Annotated in this window: 15 protein-coding genes; all 15 read right to left on the bottom strand. The window is 42.7% G+C overall.

Going from position 1 to position 15,438, the window contains the following annotated elements; translation table 11 throughout:
- Positions 1 to 122: 122 nt before the first annotated feature.
- A complete protein-coding gene (locus BLW54_RS11580) occupies positions 123 to 692 on the bottom strand; it encodes a redoxin domain-containing protein (RefSeq protein ID WP_074734801.1) in 570 nt (189 codons plus the stop codon).
- Positions 693 to 710: 18 nt separating this feature from the next.
- Complete coding sequence (locus tag BLW54_RS11575) at positions 711 to 1,460, bottom strand: cytochrome c biogenesis CcdA family protein (RefSeq protein ID WP_035508302.1); 750 nt, start codon at positions 1,458 to 1,460, stop codon at positions 711 to 713.
- A 205-nt stretch (positions 1,461 to 1,665) separates the two neighbouring features.
- Complete coding sequence (locus BLW54_RS11570) at positions 1,666 to 2,118, bottom strand: hypothetical protein (RefSeq protein ID WP_139254179.1); 453 nt, start codon at positions 2,116 to 2,118, stop codon at positions 1,666 to 1,668.
- A 278-nt stretch (positions 2,119 to 2,396) separates the two neighbouring features.
- Positions 2,397 to 3,713, bottom strand: coding sequence for a methyltransferase domain-containing protein (locus BLW54_RS11565; protein WP_074734797.1), 1,317 nt, complete (start codon positions 3,711 to 3,713; stop codon positions 2,397 to 2,399).
- Between the two features lie 19 nt (positions 3,714 to 3,732).
- Positions 3,733 to 4,440, bottom strand: a complete 708-nt coding sequence (locus BLW54_RS11560) for a hypothetical protein (RefSeq protein WP_139254177.1) — start codon at positions 4,438 to 4,440, stop codon at positions 3,733 to 3,735.
- 54 nt (positions 4,441 to 4,494) lie between these two features.
- Positions 4,495 to 5,229, bottom strand: coding sequence for a cytidylyltransferase domain-containing protein (locus BLW54_RS11555; RefSeq protein ID WP_074734793.1), 735 nt, complete (start codon positions 5,227 to 5,229; stop codon positions 4,495 to 4,497).
- 16 nt (positions 5,230 to 5,245) lie between these two features.
- On the bottom strand, positions 5,246 to 6,295 hold the full coding sequence (gene pseI / locus BLW54_RS11550) for a pseudaminic acid synthase (RefSeq protein WP_074734791.1): 1,050 nt from the start codon (positions 6,293 to 6,295) through the stop codon (positions 5,246 to 5,248).
- Positions 6,276 to 6,830: a UDP-4-amino-4,6-dideoxy-N-acetyl-beta-L-altrosamine N-acetyltransferase gene (pseH, locus tag BLW54_RS11545; protein WP_083391528.1), complete on the bottom strand. Its 555-nt coding sequence runs from the start codon at positions 6,828 to 6,830 to the stop codon at positions 6,276 to 6,278. The genes pseI and pseH overlap by 20 nt, the downstream gene beginning before the upstream one ends.
- Complete coding sequence (gene pseG, locus BLW54_RS11540) at positions 6,823 to 7,872, bottom strand: UDP-2,4-diacetamido-2,4,6-trideoxy-beta-L-altropyranose hydrolase (protein WP_074734787.1); 1,050 nt, start codon at positions 7,870 to 7,872, stop codon at positions 6,823 to 6,825. Before pseG ends, pseH begins: the two co-directional genes overlap by 8 nt.
- Entirely contained in the window at positions 7,869 to 9,077 is a 1,209-nt protein-coding gene (gene pseC, locus BLW54_RS11535; RefSeq protein WP_074734785.1) for a UDP-4-amino-4,6-dideoxy-N-acetyl-beta-L-altrosamine transaminase, read from the bottom strand. The genes pseG and pseC overlap by 4 nt, the downstream gene beginning before the upstream one ends.
- A gap of 14 nt (positions 9,078 to 9,091) precedes the next feature.
- On the bottom strand, positions 9,092 to 10,036 hold the full coding sequence (locus BLW54_RS11530) for a dTDP-glucose 4,6-dehydratase (protein WP_074734783.1): 945 nt from the start codon (positions 10,034 to 10,036) through the stop codon (positions 9,092 to 9,094).
- Positions 10,037 to 10,105: 69 nt separating this feature from the next.
- On the bottom strand, positions 10,106 to 11,515 hold the full coding sequence (locus BLW54_RS11525; protein WP_074734781.1) for a glycosyltransferase family protein: 1,410 nt from the start codon (positions 11,513 to 11,515) through the stop codon (positions 10,106 to 10,108).
- 24 nt (positions 11,516 to 11,539) lie between these two features.
- The gene (locus tag BLW54_RS11520; RefSeq protein WP_035508281.1) at positions 11,540 to 12,544 is read right to left on the bottom strand and encodes a UDP-N-acetylglucosamine 4,6-dehydratase family protein; all 1,005 of its coding nucleotides are present in this window, start codon (positions 12,542 to 12,544) and stop codon (positions 11,540 to 11,542) included.
- A gap of 203 nt (positions 12,545 to 12,747) precedes the next feature.
- Positions 12,748 to 14,124, bottom strand: a complete 1,377-nt coding sequence (locus BLW54_RS11515) for a capsular polysaccharide export protein, LipB/KpsS family (protein WP_035508279.1) — start codon at positions 14,122 to 14,124, stop codon at positions 12,748 to 12,750.
- Positions 14,121 to 15,371 (bottom strand): surface carbohydrate biosynthesis protein, encoded by a 1,251-nt coding sequence (locus BLW54_RS11510; RefSeq protein ID WP_035508276.1) that lies wholly within the window; start codon positions 15,369 to 15,371, stop codon positions 14,121 to 14,123. The genes BLW54_RS11515 and BLW54_RS11510 overlap by 4 nt, the downstream gene beginning before the upstream one ends.
- Between the last annotated feature and the right edge of the window lie 67 nt (positions 15,372 to 15,438).

Here is a 15,438-nt window from a genome sequence, read left to right as displayed (position 1 = left end):
TGGCAAACAAACAAAAAAGGACTGGTTCCGATCGTCTCTACTTCGATATGACTCCCATAACTTTCGACATTCTTTTTATTTTCCGGTCATCTTTTACAATTAGTCTTCTTATAAGATCACCCTTACATTTCTTCCAGCCTTTGTACCATCCTATCGTAATTCATGACTCCTAGCATAACTGAACTGATTTTCCCTTCTTCGTTGACAAATATAGATGTCGGTACCGGATTTATTTCATACTTATTGGCAACAGAATCATCTTTATCTAGCAAGATTGGGAAGGTTAATCCAAACTCGTCCGCAAAGTCTTGGACACCCTTCACACTGGACTCTGTTTCAGTGAGATTAACAGCAAGGATCTGGATATCTTCCTTTTCCGAAAACTTTTGCATATCCGGCATTTCAGCACGACATGGCGGGCACCACGTTGCCCAGAAATTGATCATCACTTTCTTCCCACGATAATCCGATAACGATGTTTCCTCGCCACTTAACGTTTGTAAGGTGAAGTCAGGGGCTTGTTGTCCTTTTTCCAAGCCCACCGCTGCTTTTTCCGTAGCTGAGTTTTCTGCAGCCATCTCCCCATTTTCTGTTACCTGTTCCTGGATCTGCCCCTTTTCTTTAGAAACAAAATCATAGGCGGCCCAGCCAAACAGCACAGCCATGATTAGTATAATCCCCCATTTTTTCATCCTTCTGCTCCTTTTTTATTAAAGTAGGACTCCAAGATTGGATAACCACGTATCCTGTACCAAATTCAGTAGCATAGTCGAAATTCTGGTCATATAACCGGTATATAGGAAAACACCGACGATTACCATCGCCACTCCTCCTATTTTCAGAATTCGATCACTATATTTCAAAATCGCCCTCGTCGATCCAATAAAGAAGGAGAACACGAGAAACGGAAGAGCGAAACCAATCACATAAACGATCGTATATAAGGTCCCTTGCGCTGGGTTACTGGCAGCCAGCAACAATATCGATGCAAAAACCGGACCGATACAAGGGGTCCAACCTGCCGCAAATCCTACCCCGGCAAAAAAGGTGCCTAGAGAACTAAGAGAAGATTTTGGTTTCCTATTTATCCGTCTCGTCTTCATCAACCACTCTATCTTCAACCAGCCAGCGACGAAAAGCCCCATCAATATAATAAAGACACCCGCCATTCGCTGAAGCAATACCCCTGTCTCGCCGGCTAAAAAACGTTGAAGCGTATTCCCTAAATACGAGGCTCCCACTCCTAAGCCAAGAAATATAGAAGAAACACCAAGCAGAAACAATACGGAATGAACCAAAACTCTCCTCTTCACCTTCAAACGTCGGTCCTCTTTGATTTCTTTGACACTCATTCCTGTAATATAAGATAAATAGGCAGGAAATAATGGCAGCGTACATGGGGATAAGAATGAAATAATCCCCGCACCAAATGCGAGCCAAACCGTTACATCACTCCCCATCATCTTCCCTCCTTTTAAATCAAATCGTTAAACACTGGTATGACTTTTCATTTTGAAAGTAGAAAGGAAGCTCTCCAACTTTACGATTAGAGCCTACACTACCTGATTGGAATAGTGATTCCTGTGGGGGAAGAGTGCTTGAGGTACCCATTCCGCTTCACAAGTAACGAGACCGTTCGTCCCACTAAGAGAGGTTTCCGTGTTTTTAGCATCCCTTACGATTATCCTTTAGCTTCTGGCTTCCTAACCATATGTATGTCCAGACAAGGAGACTGATGATTATGTAAAACCATACATCAATTCTGTATCCCATAAGCTCTGGCGATCGGTAAACCAAGCCGAGTAATACCCCGACAGAGGAAGCAATCGCAATATTCCCAACGCCCCACTTCACTAATACAACCAGCAGAAATAATACAAAAGCAAAAAGCATATCCACCAAATGGCCCTGATCCAGTATAAGCTGCCTTAAAAGCGCAAATCCTAAAAGGCTTGTTACAAAAATAAGGAAGGATGAATCCACAAAATGACTGTGCTTATCCCTTTTGCGCCATTCAAACACGACCGTTGCAATCGTCGCAATATACAACTCTCTCGTCCCGCCCGGGTAGGAAAGTATGGATAAAGGATAATCGAATAGAAGATCCCACCTAGTCACAAGCTTTGCTGCAATAAAAGTAAGAACCCAAGTCATTATAAGTGATAAAAAACTTTCTATCCTTTTTTCCTATGGTCATTCTGCAAAACCCCAAAAACCACCAGACCGACTGCAATGGCGGCTGCCCGGATCAAAATTAAAGGCTGTATAATCATTGATTCCCTCCATTCCTTCTCGAAAGATCTACCTTCGTTGTTCCAAGTATAAAACAGAGGTGTGAAAATATGATGAGAGGCAAAACCCCTTTATCCGGAAAAGTATCCAGTAAAGGGGAGTCATTATCCTATCTGATTATTAAAATACATAAGGGGGCGCTTTCCAAGTCCCCTGATATTATCTGTATACGTCAAAGTCTCAGGTTTTTTAGCTTGTAAAAGCTTATGGATTCCTTCCACCGTATGATCTCTACATCCACCTTCTGCCTCTTCCAGTGCCGAAGATTCAATAAATAAATGTTTGGAATGAGCAAATAGTACATCGATAACCTCCTCATAGTTATCGAAATGGTGCAGGACACTCAAAGCGAGAACTACACCAAATTTCTGTTTTTCACAAAGTTCCTTCAATTCTTTTACATCCACCCGTCGGTTTATGAGCGTTACGTGAGGATTTTCATTCCTATCATAAATTTTCCGGGCTTCTTTTTTCGCTTCAATCATTGTCACTGGAACTTGGAAATCCTCCGCTATTCGATAAGAAAAATAGCCATTGTTAGCTCCGAGGTCAAGAACGGTAAACCGATCATCCCATTCCTTCATTTTTTCTTTAACCTTTTCATACCTGTTTGCACACTCCCTTTGACCTTTCTTGACAAGTTTCCCTTTCACCCAAATATCCTGATACACGAACCGATTCCCCCTAAGAAAATATTTCTTTTCGTCCATGTCTGCCAACCCATATAAGGATGCTTTTTCCCTTCCATTCAAATCAAAGTACATATGAAATACATGTGTGGCCACTTCTGGTGGGTAATTCCCGTTCACGACTTGGTCCCACCCCATCATGTCCTCTAGATCGATCACTCTCTTTCTTCGGGGTGGAATTCTCGCCAGAATAGATTCATACCCTAACATGGCTAAAGCAGCGATGCGGTGCTGACCTCCCGTAATTAAAAAACGGTAATCCCTTCCCTTCTTAAGGAAATGACCTTTTATGAACCCATCATGATGGTGAGTAGGCTGATAACCTTCTTCTTTTAATTTTTCGTAAATATGAACCAATCTCTTAAACTCTTTTCTAATGAATGTTTTGGTATTAGGTCCATAATGTTGATTGCCTTCTTCAGGGACACGCCGATGTCCCATCCCCCACGGTAAAGGCACCCAGGGTCCATCACTATTCACCGGATCATAAGCATCTTCACACATCAGACATTCAAACATCGATTTTGGTTGGTAAAGAGAATAGTATTGATAGAGAATCGAGTGTCGATAAGTGATTTTCGGTTTCTTTCTATATTCTTTGATTGTCTCACACAAATAGTGCCAACCTTTTGCCGTATAGGTGAACCCTTGCCAATCCACACATTTATCTAAAGGGACCATAACCGTTGGAGAAGTACTATCCAAAGCCTCCACCCCTGTTGGTATTGTCATATCCCAGATTTCTCCCTCCTTAAAGCAACCCGTATTTTTCAGCTTTTTCTATTCCTGTTGTTTCAAAATAGAAGTTAAATATTTTTCTAGCTGCCTTTTCACTATAAGTCCCATTTTTGACATGCTCCCAATGATGAATGTGCCGAATATCGATAATTCTTTTCCAATACGGCTGGATTTTAACATTGAGATCTTTTTGACCGATCACTCCTAATACCGCCATTCTATGCTGCCCCGCGGAAACTTTGAATCGATAATTCTTCCCCTTTTTTAAGAAATGCCCACGGATATATCCATCTTTATTTTTCTGTGGCTGATATCCTTGAGCTTCCAACCTGTGATAAAGCGAAATGGTTCGCACAAACTCTTTTCTAATGAAAGTATTGGAATTGGGACCGAAATGCTGATTATCTGAAAGACTTACTTGAAAGGAGCTTTCCCATGGAAGCGGCACCCATGGGGTAGAATGCCGAAGAGGATCATACTCTTCTTCACATAAGAAACATTCAAACGTGGACTTTGGCTGATAATTGTCATAATACTTCTTTAAAATAGAATCTCGGTAATTGATTTTAGGTTTCACTTTATACTCTCTCAGCATCTCACCAAAATAATGCCACCCGCTCTTTGTGTAGGTAAAACCTTGCCAGTCACAGCACATCGCCAAGGGAATATTCACTATCTCTGCAGAACTTTCTAAGGCACTAAACCCTCTTGGAACTGCCACAACCATCCACCCTTTTTAAACTCATCTCCTTCACATCCCTTTCTTTTAAGCGGATTAAGGATCCCCTTTCTGCTTGACTTGGCGATTAATCTCCAACCAATCGGGATTCCTTTCCAAGATCTTCAATGTATCTTCGAAAGTAAACGCTGGACTTTTTGGGTACAGGTGCTTAAGAACCTTCGAGACAAATTGAAAATCCTCTGGCGTATCAACCGTCCAACGGTGGTGACTTTCATCGGAATGGTGCGAAACCTGGGCTATCCCCAAGGCTCCGATCCGATTCACAATAAAAGGGGTCACGTGTTCAAGATCATGGGGAGAGTTAGCATTCATGTAGGCATCCTTGAGGACTTCATATGTGAACACTTCTGTGTCCATCCCTCTTGGGTAGGAGCGTTTTCTTGTGTTGGAAACATACATGTAGCGGGGATAATGATTTAAGAAGTATTGGATGACTTTATCGATGACAGCCGGATCGATTAATGGACAATCTGCTGTCAGCCTGACAACAGCGTCTGCCTTATAGTACGCACACGTTTCATAGAACCTCCCTAAAACATCCCGCTCCGACCCACGGAAGGTATCAACGTCCAAATCCCGACACAAATCAATGATCGGGTCATCCAAGGACCTCTTCGATGTGCTGATCACAAGTTGGTCAATCCTCTTCGATCTTTTCATTCTTTCAATCTGGTACTCCAATAAAGGTTTCCCATTTACTTGTTTTAAAACCTTTCCCGGAAGCCTTGTCGAACCCATTCGTGCCTGAACAATAGCTATGACTTTCATCGGCTCACCTCCTATACTAACCAATAAGATCCCAAGACATGGGAGTCCCTCGTTTTATATCGGCATTCACTTTTTTTCCTAAAAGTACTTCATAATACTTAGGGGGTAATCCATATCCGGGCCGGATTGCGCGGAAATTGTCTTCCGTCAATGTTTCTCCTGCCTTTAAGTCTTTTGTAATATATAAAGACCGCCGGTACTTCCCTGATGATTTTTCACTGGTGGTTGGGCCATAATTCACCTTTCCGAGTGCCTGCCATGCCCGTTTGGTTTCTTCGACTAGTGCTCTCATTTCCTCCGGCTCTAGCGAAAATTGTGCATCTACGCCTCCATCTTTACGCGCTAGGGTAAAGTGTTTCTCCACAACCGTTGCACCGAGGGCCACACTTGCCACCGCCACACCTGTGCCAAGGGTATGATCGGACAAACCAACCTGGCACGAAAACAAATCTTTCAGATGAGGGATGGTAGCTATATTCGAGTTCTCCGGTGTAGCCGGATAACTGCTTGTGCATTTCAGCAGGATAAGCTCCTTTCCTCCGGCTGATTCGAAAGCTTCTGCCATCTCAGCAATTTCACCCGCCGTCGCCATTCCTGTCGAGATGATGACAGGCTTACCTGTCTTCGCCACTTTCCGTATTAAAGGCAAATCTGTATTTTCAAAGGAGGCAATTTTATACATGGGAACGTGCAGGCTTTCTAAAAAGTCGACCGATGATTCATCAAACGGTGTACTAAATCCAATCATCCCCAACTCACGGCATCGGTCAAAGATTTTTGCATGCCACTCCCAGGGGGTGTAAGCTTCCTGATAAAGTTCGTAGAGACTCTTTCCTTTCCAAAGACTTTCTCCATCTCTGATTTGAAATTCGTCCCCTTTATGATTGAGAGTCATCGTATCTGCTGTATATGTCTGGACTTTCAGGGCATGAGCACCAGCTGATGCTGCCTTCTCCACAATTTCCAGAGCACGATCAAGGGAGTGATTGTGATTCCCTGACATTTCCGCAATGATGAATGGAGGATGGTCAGGACCGATTCGCTGTTCACCGATATGGATCTCCATTAAGCTTCCTCCTTTTTAAAATCTCACGTCTCTTTTCCCACACTTCTTTAAACAGCGCCATTGGAATAACATCTATAAGATTTCCCCCGCGTCTTAGTTGTTCCATCAACCGCCCTTCCTGCACAAAACCGAGTTTCTCATGATAACGGAGGCTCGTTACATTAACGTCCAGAACTTCTGCACAAATTTTTCTCATGCCTACCGTATCGAAAATAAAATTCAGGGCTAACACTCCCATGATGGTCCCTGCCCCTCTTGGAGCCTCTTGATCCCCAATATAGAACCCCCATTCACAAGTCCCGTGTTCAAAGTCTACATTCGTGAACCGTACAACTCCAAGAGGACGGTCTTTGTGGATAAATAACTTTGCATAAGAAGATGGATTTTTTTGTTCCTTTTCGAACCATGTGACATGCTCTTCCCACGGAATCCATTGATCCTTATACATATGCTTCCGTATATGCTCCGCGTTTCGCCATTTCCATACCACAGGCAGGTCCGCGCGCTCGATGTCACGCAAGTGAAAATCATCCATTTGTACCACCCCCCATTATAAACTTAGAAACCTCATAACGCTTATGACCTTTCATCAATTCCTTCACAGATTCCCACGCATTCTTCATCCGTTGAGGAGCATCCATTAACCTTGCAAGACTTTGAGAAAGCCGCCCGACATTTACTTCTGAACTTTTCCCCAGATAGAAAATGGCCCCCGTTTCTCGTAAAGAGGAGATGACTTCTGTTTGATTGGCGGCTGTTTCAATGACTAAGGATGGAAGTTCCATGTAACACCGTTCCCACACAGAACTCCCTCCCGCCCCTATAGCTAAATCCGCACGTTCCATAAGCCGGGCCATTTCCCTTGTCTGGATATGAAGTTCCACCTTTTCATGCCGCTCACATAAACGAGTGATTGCTTGTTTGTGTGGATGATTTTTCCCAATCACCACATCCACCCTCGGAGTAATTTTAAGCCTCTCAACAGCCTGAAGAGCTTTCATCGTTTCATTCGTGGGATCGCTCCCCCCAAAGGACACTAGAATTCTTCTGATTTTTCCATCCCACTCCTCCTTTGAAGGGGAAGATAGAAAAAATTCTTCCCGTAAAAGTGTGTAAGCCGGCCCTAGAAGAAGCGTGGTCCGTTCAGGTACAAGCCCCACATATCTTTCTTCCATTCTTTTATATAAATTTTGATCGAGCAGCAAATCACAATCGTGCGCACGATCAGCGAGATCATCAATAACCATCAATTTTTTGACGTGGGGGCTTATCGACTTCTCCCAGCGCGCATCTAGCTCATAATGATCGACAACCAGCCAATCTACCCATCCTACATTGTCCAATATCTGTATTACCCGGACAGCATCTTCTCTCCAGGATACTTGATCCGCCCCTGTCATTTCGTAAACGGGATAACCATGCTCCTGGATAAATTCAACCAAATCTCCCGGACGTCTTCGGCACATAAAAAAAACCTCTGCTCCAAGTGTACGAAGTTCATTCGCGAGCGTAAGGCAGCGCATCACGTGTCCTGTTCCACCGTTTGTTGAAGCATCCACTCTGAATCCGATCCTCATCCTTCTCCACCTGCATCCGCTTCATAATAAGCCATTACTTTTTTTACGGCTTTCACTACATCTGCTGCATCCTCATCCGTCATGCCCGGAAATAATGGCAGACTGATGATTTGCTCATAAACCTTTTCTGCGATCGGGCACATCCCTTTTGTATAGCCACGATTTTTGTAATAAGGCTGGGTATGGACAGGCATGTAATGGACATTGACCCCGATGTTTTCGGCGCGAAGCGCCTCAAAAACCTCTTTTCTTAACCCTTTAAGAGGACCCGACAAGCGGATAACATAAAGGTGATAGGACGAATCTGTTCCAGGAAGCTGGGTAGGTGTGAGGATATTTTCCATCTTTCTGAATGATTGATTATAAGCTTTCACATATGCTTTTCGCTTGGCCACAAAAGAATCCATTTTTTTAAGCTGGCTGCTTCCAAGGGCAGCTTGTAAATCTGTCATTCGATAATTAAACCCTAGAAATTGCATTTCATATTCCCATGGGTGGCGTTTCTCCAGCAGTTTTGCTGGATCTCTAGTGATTCCATGGGTACGAAACATCATTAGTTTCTCATAATACTTTCTATTGTTTGTCGTAATGACGCCCCCTTCCCCTGTGGTAATATGCTTCACAGGGTGAAAGCTGAACATGGTCATATCACTATAGGACCCGACTTTTTTCCCTTTATAACCAGCTCCTAAGGCATGAGCGGCATCTTCAATGATGACAAGCCTATACTTATCGGCTATCGCCTTAATCTGATCATAATCCGCCGGTTGGCCAGTGAAATCCACCGGGATAATCGCTTTTGTTCTTGGTGTGATTAATGATTCAATCGAAGAGGGTTCGATGTTATATGTTTTCGGATTGACGTCCGCAAATACCGGTTTCCCTCCCGTATAAAGGACACAGTTCGCACTCGCGACAAAAGTTAATGGGGTTGTGATGACTTCATCACCATTGGTAATACCAGCCGCGAAGCATGCGGCATGCAAAGCTGCGGTCCCGTTGGAAAAAGCGACCGCATACGATGCCCCTACATAATCAGCCAAGCCCTTTTCAAAGGCATCAATCTCAGGTCCTGTCGTAATATAGTCGCTCTGCAATGCGGCCACAACCGATTCAATATCTTGATCGTCAATGGACTGTCTGCCATAAGGCAGCAGCGTATCACGAACGGGGTCTCCCCCAAAAATCGCTAACGTATCTCCCACTCTGATGTACTCCTTTAAATTAATTTCGTTCTCTCAATCCATTCCTCTGTTCGTTTAATTCCTTCTTCTAATGTCACGGCAGGTTCCCAGCCCAATAATCGCTTTGCTTTGCTGTAATCGCATAATAATTTTGGAATCTCGCTTTGCGGATGTATATGTTCAATATGCATAATCCGGCTTGGGTCATCCGCTATCAATTCAGCCAAATCATTTATCGCTATATCCCGCCCAAGGCCCGCATTCACAATTTCTCCGTTTACTTCATCCCGGTAACCTGCCTGAACAACAAAGCGTGCGCAATCTTCCACATACAAAAGGTCCCGTGTCTGCATGCCATCCCCGTATATTTGTAACGGCAGACCATTCAATTTATTTTTAATGAAAATAGCAACTACTCCGCCCTCTCCTCCCGTCTTTTGAAACGGACCGTAAGTGTTAAATGGTCGGATGACCGTCATCGGAAGGCCATAGGCATGGTAGTAGGACAAGACCATATTTTCAGCAGCAATCTTGGCACCAGCATACGGTGAAGCTGGTTTTACGGGATCTTTCTCAGAAATTCCTCCATCGTCCTCTGCCCGATCATAGACCATACACGTACTCATAAACACCATTTTCACCCCATGTTTACGGCACTGCTCCAACAAATAAAAGGTTCCGATCGTATCGTTGTTGAAAGTCGTTTCTGGATCATCAATGCTATCTTGAACGTTTATACTTGCTGCCAAGTGATAACACAAGTCGATCCCTGGATAAAACAGGCTTTCTACTGTCTTTTCATCTTTGATATCCCCATGAATAAAGGCTCTAAAGTTTTTGTGAGCCAATAATTCATCAATATTTTCAATTCTTCCGTTCGATAAGTCATCCAACACCCATACTTGGTGTTGATCATCCAGTAATTTCTTCACTACCCAGCGCCCGATAAAGCCAGCGCCTCCTGTTACGAGAATATTCACGGACACACCCCTCCCTTATATTCACCATTCTTATTTTTCAATAGATGACTATATTCTTGATTTCGTTCATCATAGCCATCTCTTCAATAAATTCATTAATCGTTTGCTTGATGACTGTTTCGTCGGATAAGCATAAGAAACAAATTCTTTCACTGTTCGATCGGCATATATTTTCATCTTATTCGCCTGAATATAATCGGAGAATAGAGTAGCCAATTTCTTTGGATCTTCCTGTGAGAGTTTACCCATCTTTGAGAAGTAGCCTGAGTACCCCCCAAAGGGACTGTCCAAAATAAAGACCGTTTTTCCAGCAAGCATGGCTTCCAGTGCAACCGTTGAAAAATAGGTCACCACGACATCAGACATATGAATCAGATCATACAGCTTATGTCCGATCGAGCTGTGTATATAAGAATGGCTTTTTAAAAGAGAATGCTTGCGATGATTAGGGAAATCTTTGAGGATGATGTTGACCTTTTGTTTAACGGTAAGTTTTTTCAAAAACTGATCCCACTCTTTGTATTTTTTCTGTCCACGAACGATTAATAAGACGTTCCTTTTGGAAGAATCCAACCCTAATTTCTTTGTCAATTTCGTCCGGCTGGCCGACGGTGGCTTGTTGATTAAATCAAACCTCGGATGTCCAATAATTTCCATACCAGTCGCTTTGACTCCCTTTGCCTTAAACCAATCCTTTTCAAATGGGCCATAAACCGCATCTATATCTGCTATTTTAGGCAAATAGCCAAATTCTCCGGAAATGATTCCATGCTGCATACATACTGTTGGAATGCCATATTTAGCTGCCATCATGACCAATGTTCTCGATTCAGGATAATGAGTAGAAGGGACAATAATAACCGAGACACTCATTCGTTGAAACAACTGAATTGATTCGTTAATCCGGTTTATAATTTTTTCAATTTGAAGCATGAATCTTTTTTGAAATTCTTTGTGGATATACATGGGATGCTCAGGGTGAGAGGCAATGATGTCTCTTGCTTTACGTTTAACTTTCTTTATCGCATCTGCTGCATCAACACGATATAAAGAGAAAGATTGGTAGGTAAACCCTTTTGCTCGCGGGAATGATTCTTTTCTTTTTTTCCTTCCTTTTTCTTCAAGGATGAGAGTCGTCGATTTATTGAAATGCTTATGGAGTGTTTTTTCTGGAAAACGCAGCAAATCATAAACATCATGGAGAACGACCTTTCCACCCTTTCTCTTTGTTTGCTTTTTCTGTATGTTTGCTTTGAATGTATTGAATGTCGCTTGGACGTCCGTGGGTTGCTGTCCTTTACTTTTTAATTTTTTTGTAAAGGCGTCGGATTCAAGATTCGCCATCAATCTCTTGTTCCCCCGAATTAAACTTCGGTAATGACATAAATAAGCAATGGGGTACCCTTTATAAATCAATCCTTTGAAATCATCTAAAAAATCTAGATATAGGCCCCAATAATTTTTGGAGAACGTGTCCATCTTCTTCCTCCTCTTTCTTTATTCTTATATGAGGTGTTGACTTTTTAACAACTGATATAATTCATCAGGAGAGATCGGGGCAAGTTCCGAGGAACTGTACATGCCAGGCGTAGCTTTTCTGGCGTTCTTATAGGGGACATCTTTTTTATAAGAATATGGAATGACATACATATCGGGCAGTTCCCAAGCCGTTAATGACTCTTCATGTGTCATTAGTTCTTCATACATTTTCTCACCAGGGCGCAGGCCAATTTCTTCAATGATGATTTGTTGAGGGTCTTTGTGTAGTTGTCTGCATGTTTCTTTAATGACAAGAGTTGCTAAATCATCAAGAGAAACAATGGGCATTTTCAAGACAAAAATCTCTCCACCCTGCGCTTCCTCCAATGCCTTGATAGTTAAAGAAGTTGCCTGTTCCAATGTCATCATAAATCTGGTCATAGAACGATCCGTTACCGTGATTTTCCCATGATCAAGGATCTGTTTCTTAAAAAGAGGGATGACCGATCCACGCGACCCCATGACATTCCCGAAACGTACGCTTGCAAATACTGTCTGCCCCTGTCCTTTACTATATTCAGCTGAGGTGATCAGACGCTCAGCCGTTAGTTTGCTCGCCCCATAAGCATTCGTCGGGGAAATCGCCTTATCTGTACTTGTGAAAACTACTTTTTTTACACCTTGCGCCAGAGCTGCCCGAATCACATTATTCGTTCCATGAACATTTGTGAGTACGGCTTCATATGGGTTGTATTCACAGGAAGGGACATGCTTCATTGCCGCCAGATGAAAGACATAATCGATGCCTTGCATCGCCGTATGCACACGATCATAATCCCTGACATCCCCGATTAAATAACGGACATCATTCCTTGACCCCAGGTGATTCTGTAACTCATGCTGTTTATGTTCATCTCTGCTTAAAACCCAAATAACTTCTGGAGATTGCCGAAGGATCGTCTGGACAATACTTCGCCCAATCGTCCCCGTACCTCCTATGACTAATACCTTCTTTCCTTTGAAAAACACTCATATTCCCTTCCTTCTTGTCATAATCTAGTTCCTTCACCCAATAAACTAGATAAAGGAATCTATTTCATAGCTGCTGATTACATATATATTCAAAAACTAGAATTCGGTGAAAAAAATAGATCCCTACCTATAACGCTTGAAAGAAGGACTGCCGAGCTCTCCATCGACTACAATAAAAAGCGTCGATCTATACCCGCACATTAAGCACGTACGGATTCGATCAACGCTTTCAGTAGAAAAGTCGATTTTTGCGTGGAATCAATATAAAAAGTAGGATAAAGCTGTTCCGTGATCCTATCTCCGTTGCTGGGATTTCTATTGCTTAGACAAGGGAGTAACTCATGAACAAGCTGATCCGCCTCCTGATAAGTGGTCACAGGTAACTGAGAATAATAGTTCGTTAAACCCGGTTGATTAAGTTTCCATACAAACGTTCTTTTTCCAGACAACAGGGCTTCCAATACAACCGTCGACTCGTAACTGATGACCGCATCCACATAAGCAAACAAGTCGTAGAGATGGATTCCTTTTATCAGATGAACCCGCTTATTTTTCGCATATATATCAAAAGCCCTGATCCCTTTTTGAACTTTAATCATCAACTCTACATCCGGGACTTTTTTCAATAAAAGCTTAATGATCCTATGAGTCTGCGTTTTATCTGTATGATGGTCTATGAGGAGTACCTTTTTCCGGCTGGGACTGACTTTTATTTTTTTATAGAGCTGCGAGGGGTGGAGGGGGGCTTTTGTTTTCATTTCATCAAAACGCGGATGCCCGATCATTGGCACAAATTTGCGATCTACTCCCCGCTTTTCAAAAAGAGATTGTTCATACTTTCCGTAAACGCATTGGTACCCCGCTACTTTCGGAAGGTAACCAAATGAAGATATCATAGCACCGTGCTGGAGGGTGATGGAAGGGATCCCCCTTTTTCTCGCTGATAATGTGAGCGCTCGTGTATCCATACTGTTCGTCTCTCCAAGGACAATAAGGGAAGCTTCTTCTTTCATAAGGAAACGTTCGGATGCTTCTATAAAATAAATAATTTTTGCCATTTGCTTCTTCATCTCTTTTAAGAAGTGCCGTTTTCCGAACAAAGGGTGGCTTTTATAGTTACCGGCGATCTTGCTGAACCGCTTCAGCTGCTTCCTGACCTCTCCATCTACAGCATCCCCGTATTGATTCAACCCCCTCAAAGTTCCCCCAGGGATTGGATGGCCTCTCATATTTGTAACATCCGGTTTGAGTAAGATCGTTTCTGTTAGCGGGGATAATTCTTTATAAAAGGAATAAGGGATACGCAGCAATTTGTCATAATAAACGACTTTTCCCCGATAGCTCCCTCTTTTACCTAAGAGAAGATGGTTTTCAAACCGTTCCTGTAGAACTGATCCATCCTTCCATTCCTCCATATAAGAGGGATCCACGATCGATTCTTCCAGATATGGCATGCTCTGAATCAGGCTGTAAAAATGAGTACACAACGATACAGAGATGCCACGATATTCCAAATCCCCGAATGATTCTAAAAAATCCATGTAGAGTCCCCAATATTTTTTTTCCAATGTGTTCATCTGCGCCCCTCCGCAGTCAGTAGAAACAACCGATCAGCCAGTGGAAACATTTGGACACACAGCCTCTCTCGTTCAATTTTATTGATTTTATTGAAGAACGATTGAATTTCACCTTCTGTTAGGGAAGGGAATAGATAGCGGGTTTTTTTCCTTCGGTCTTTTGGATAGCGATGAGCAATCGGACGGACAGGAGCGTTTGTTTCGAGACCTGCTTTTTCCATAGGGTCTAACATCCGCAGATAAGCATAACCTTCCACTTTTACATTCACATAGTAGTCTCTAAACACCGAAGATACCGGTATCTCCACCCTCCCCCCCTTTTTCAAAACTTCTCTCAGCTGACTAGATAGATCTTCTGAATCTTTTATTCTTATGCTCACATCCTGAGTAAGGAAAACATCGTATACGGGGGATGTCATAGGTTCATAGGAAAAAACGGGCTTTTCAAGAAGGTATGCTTCAATACCCGTGGTACAGCCATTATGGATAAGTGCTTCTGCCCCCATTAACCAGTGAATGACCGCCCCTTCATTCTCGACCAGAACATTACTGCAACCCCTCAATTCTTCGCTATAACTTTCCTTTCTCTCGGCAGGATGGGGACGTACGATAATTGTAATATCAGGAAAGTCCTTGCTGATTCGTTTAATCATGAAAACGAATTGATTATAAAGATCTCGGATATACCTTGCATGAGGAGTTAAACCTTTCTCCTTTTTTCCTTTGATAGTGTTAAACAAAGTAAATCGTGTGTTGACCAATATGTAAGGTCCGAATGTCTTCTTCATCTGATTCGATTCTTCCCTGTACAACTCCCGATACTTAGGAGTAAGTAGATCAAATCGCGGATTACCAGATGATATGCACTTCCCCTTCATTTCAGGATAAGTCCTTTCAATCATTTGCTGTTGTTTCCGTCCCCAGCAATACACATGATCGAGGTAAGGCATCCATTTCCTATTCATCCTAGTTTTCAAGTAGAAATTGGGGTCCGTATAAATCAGCCCTTCTTCATCAAGATTGGCAACCATGTGGTTAGCCTGTTTAGCAGTTACCACTACTCGCTTCATATAACCGCTCGGGTACCCTTTACACAAAAATATCCCCTTCGGATAAATTTGTGCTGCCTCTTCCACTTTGCTATGCTCCCCAATGATCACGTTTTTTCCTTTTAGTAACGCATGATAAGCGAGCAGCAACTTCCCATGCAGTTCCCTCGTTTTAATTTCAATCGGCAAATAGAGCATCACTTCCAACCCCTTTGCTTCACTATATGATCTAAAGATCCAATCTTTCTTCGTTTTTCATAAGAAC

This window comes from Halobacillus karajensis (assembly GCF_900108515.1).
In the GTDB taxonomy this organism is placed as follows: Bacteria; Bacillota; Bacilli; order Bacillales; family Halobacillaceae; genus Halobacillus; species Halobacillus karajensis.
The sequence above is the reverse complement of the archived record's forward strand: the minus strand, read 5'-3'. Positions and strand labels throughout refer to the sequence as shown.

Bases quoted from the DNA above. Each gene is read 5' to 3' on its own strand.
- pseI (WP_074734791.1), bottom strand. From the start codon at position 6,295: ATGGAGATCCATATCGGTGAACAGCGAATCGGTCCTGACCATCCTCCA.
- BLW54_RS11555 (WP_074734793.1), bottom strand. From the start codon at position 5,229: ATGAAAGTCATAGCTATTGTTCAGGCACGAATGGGTTCGACAAGGCTT.
- BLW54_RS11515 (WP_035508279.1), bottom strand. From the start codon at position 14,124: ATGAACACATTGGAAAAAAAATATTGGGGACTCTACATGGATTTTTTA.
- BLW54_RS11525 (WP_074734781.1), bottom strand. From the start codon at position 11,515: ATGGACACGTTCTCCAAAAATTATTGGGGCCTATATCTAGATTTTTTA.
- BLW54_RS11510 (WP_035508276.1), bottom strand. From the start codon at position 15,371: ATGCTCTATTTGCCGATTGAAATTAAAACGAGGGAACTGCATGGGAAG.
- BLW54_RS11580 (WP_074734801.1), bottom strand. From the start codon at position 692: ATGAAAAAATGGGGGATTATACTAATCATGGCTGTGCTGTTTGGCTGG.
- pseH (WP_083391528.1), bottom strand. From the start codon at position 6,830: ATGGATGATTTTCACTTGCGTGACATCGAGCGCGCGGACCTGCCTGTG.
- BLW54_RS11575 (WP_035508302.1), bottom strand. From the start codon at position 1,460: ATGGGGAGTGATGTAACGGTTTGGCTCGCATTTGGTGCGGGGATTATT.
- pseG (WP_074734787.1), bottom strand. From the start codon at position 7,872: ATGAGGATCGGATTCAGAGTGGATGCTTCAACAAACGGTGGAACAGGA.
- BLW54_RS11565 (WP_074734797.1), bottom strand. From the start codon at position 3,713: ATGACAATACCAACAGGGGTGGAGGCTTTGGATAGTACTTCTCCAACG.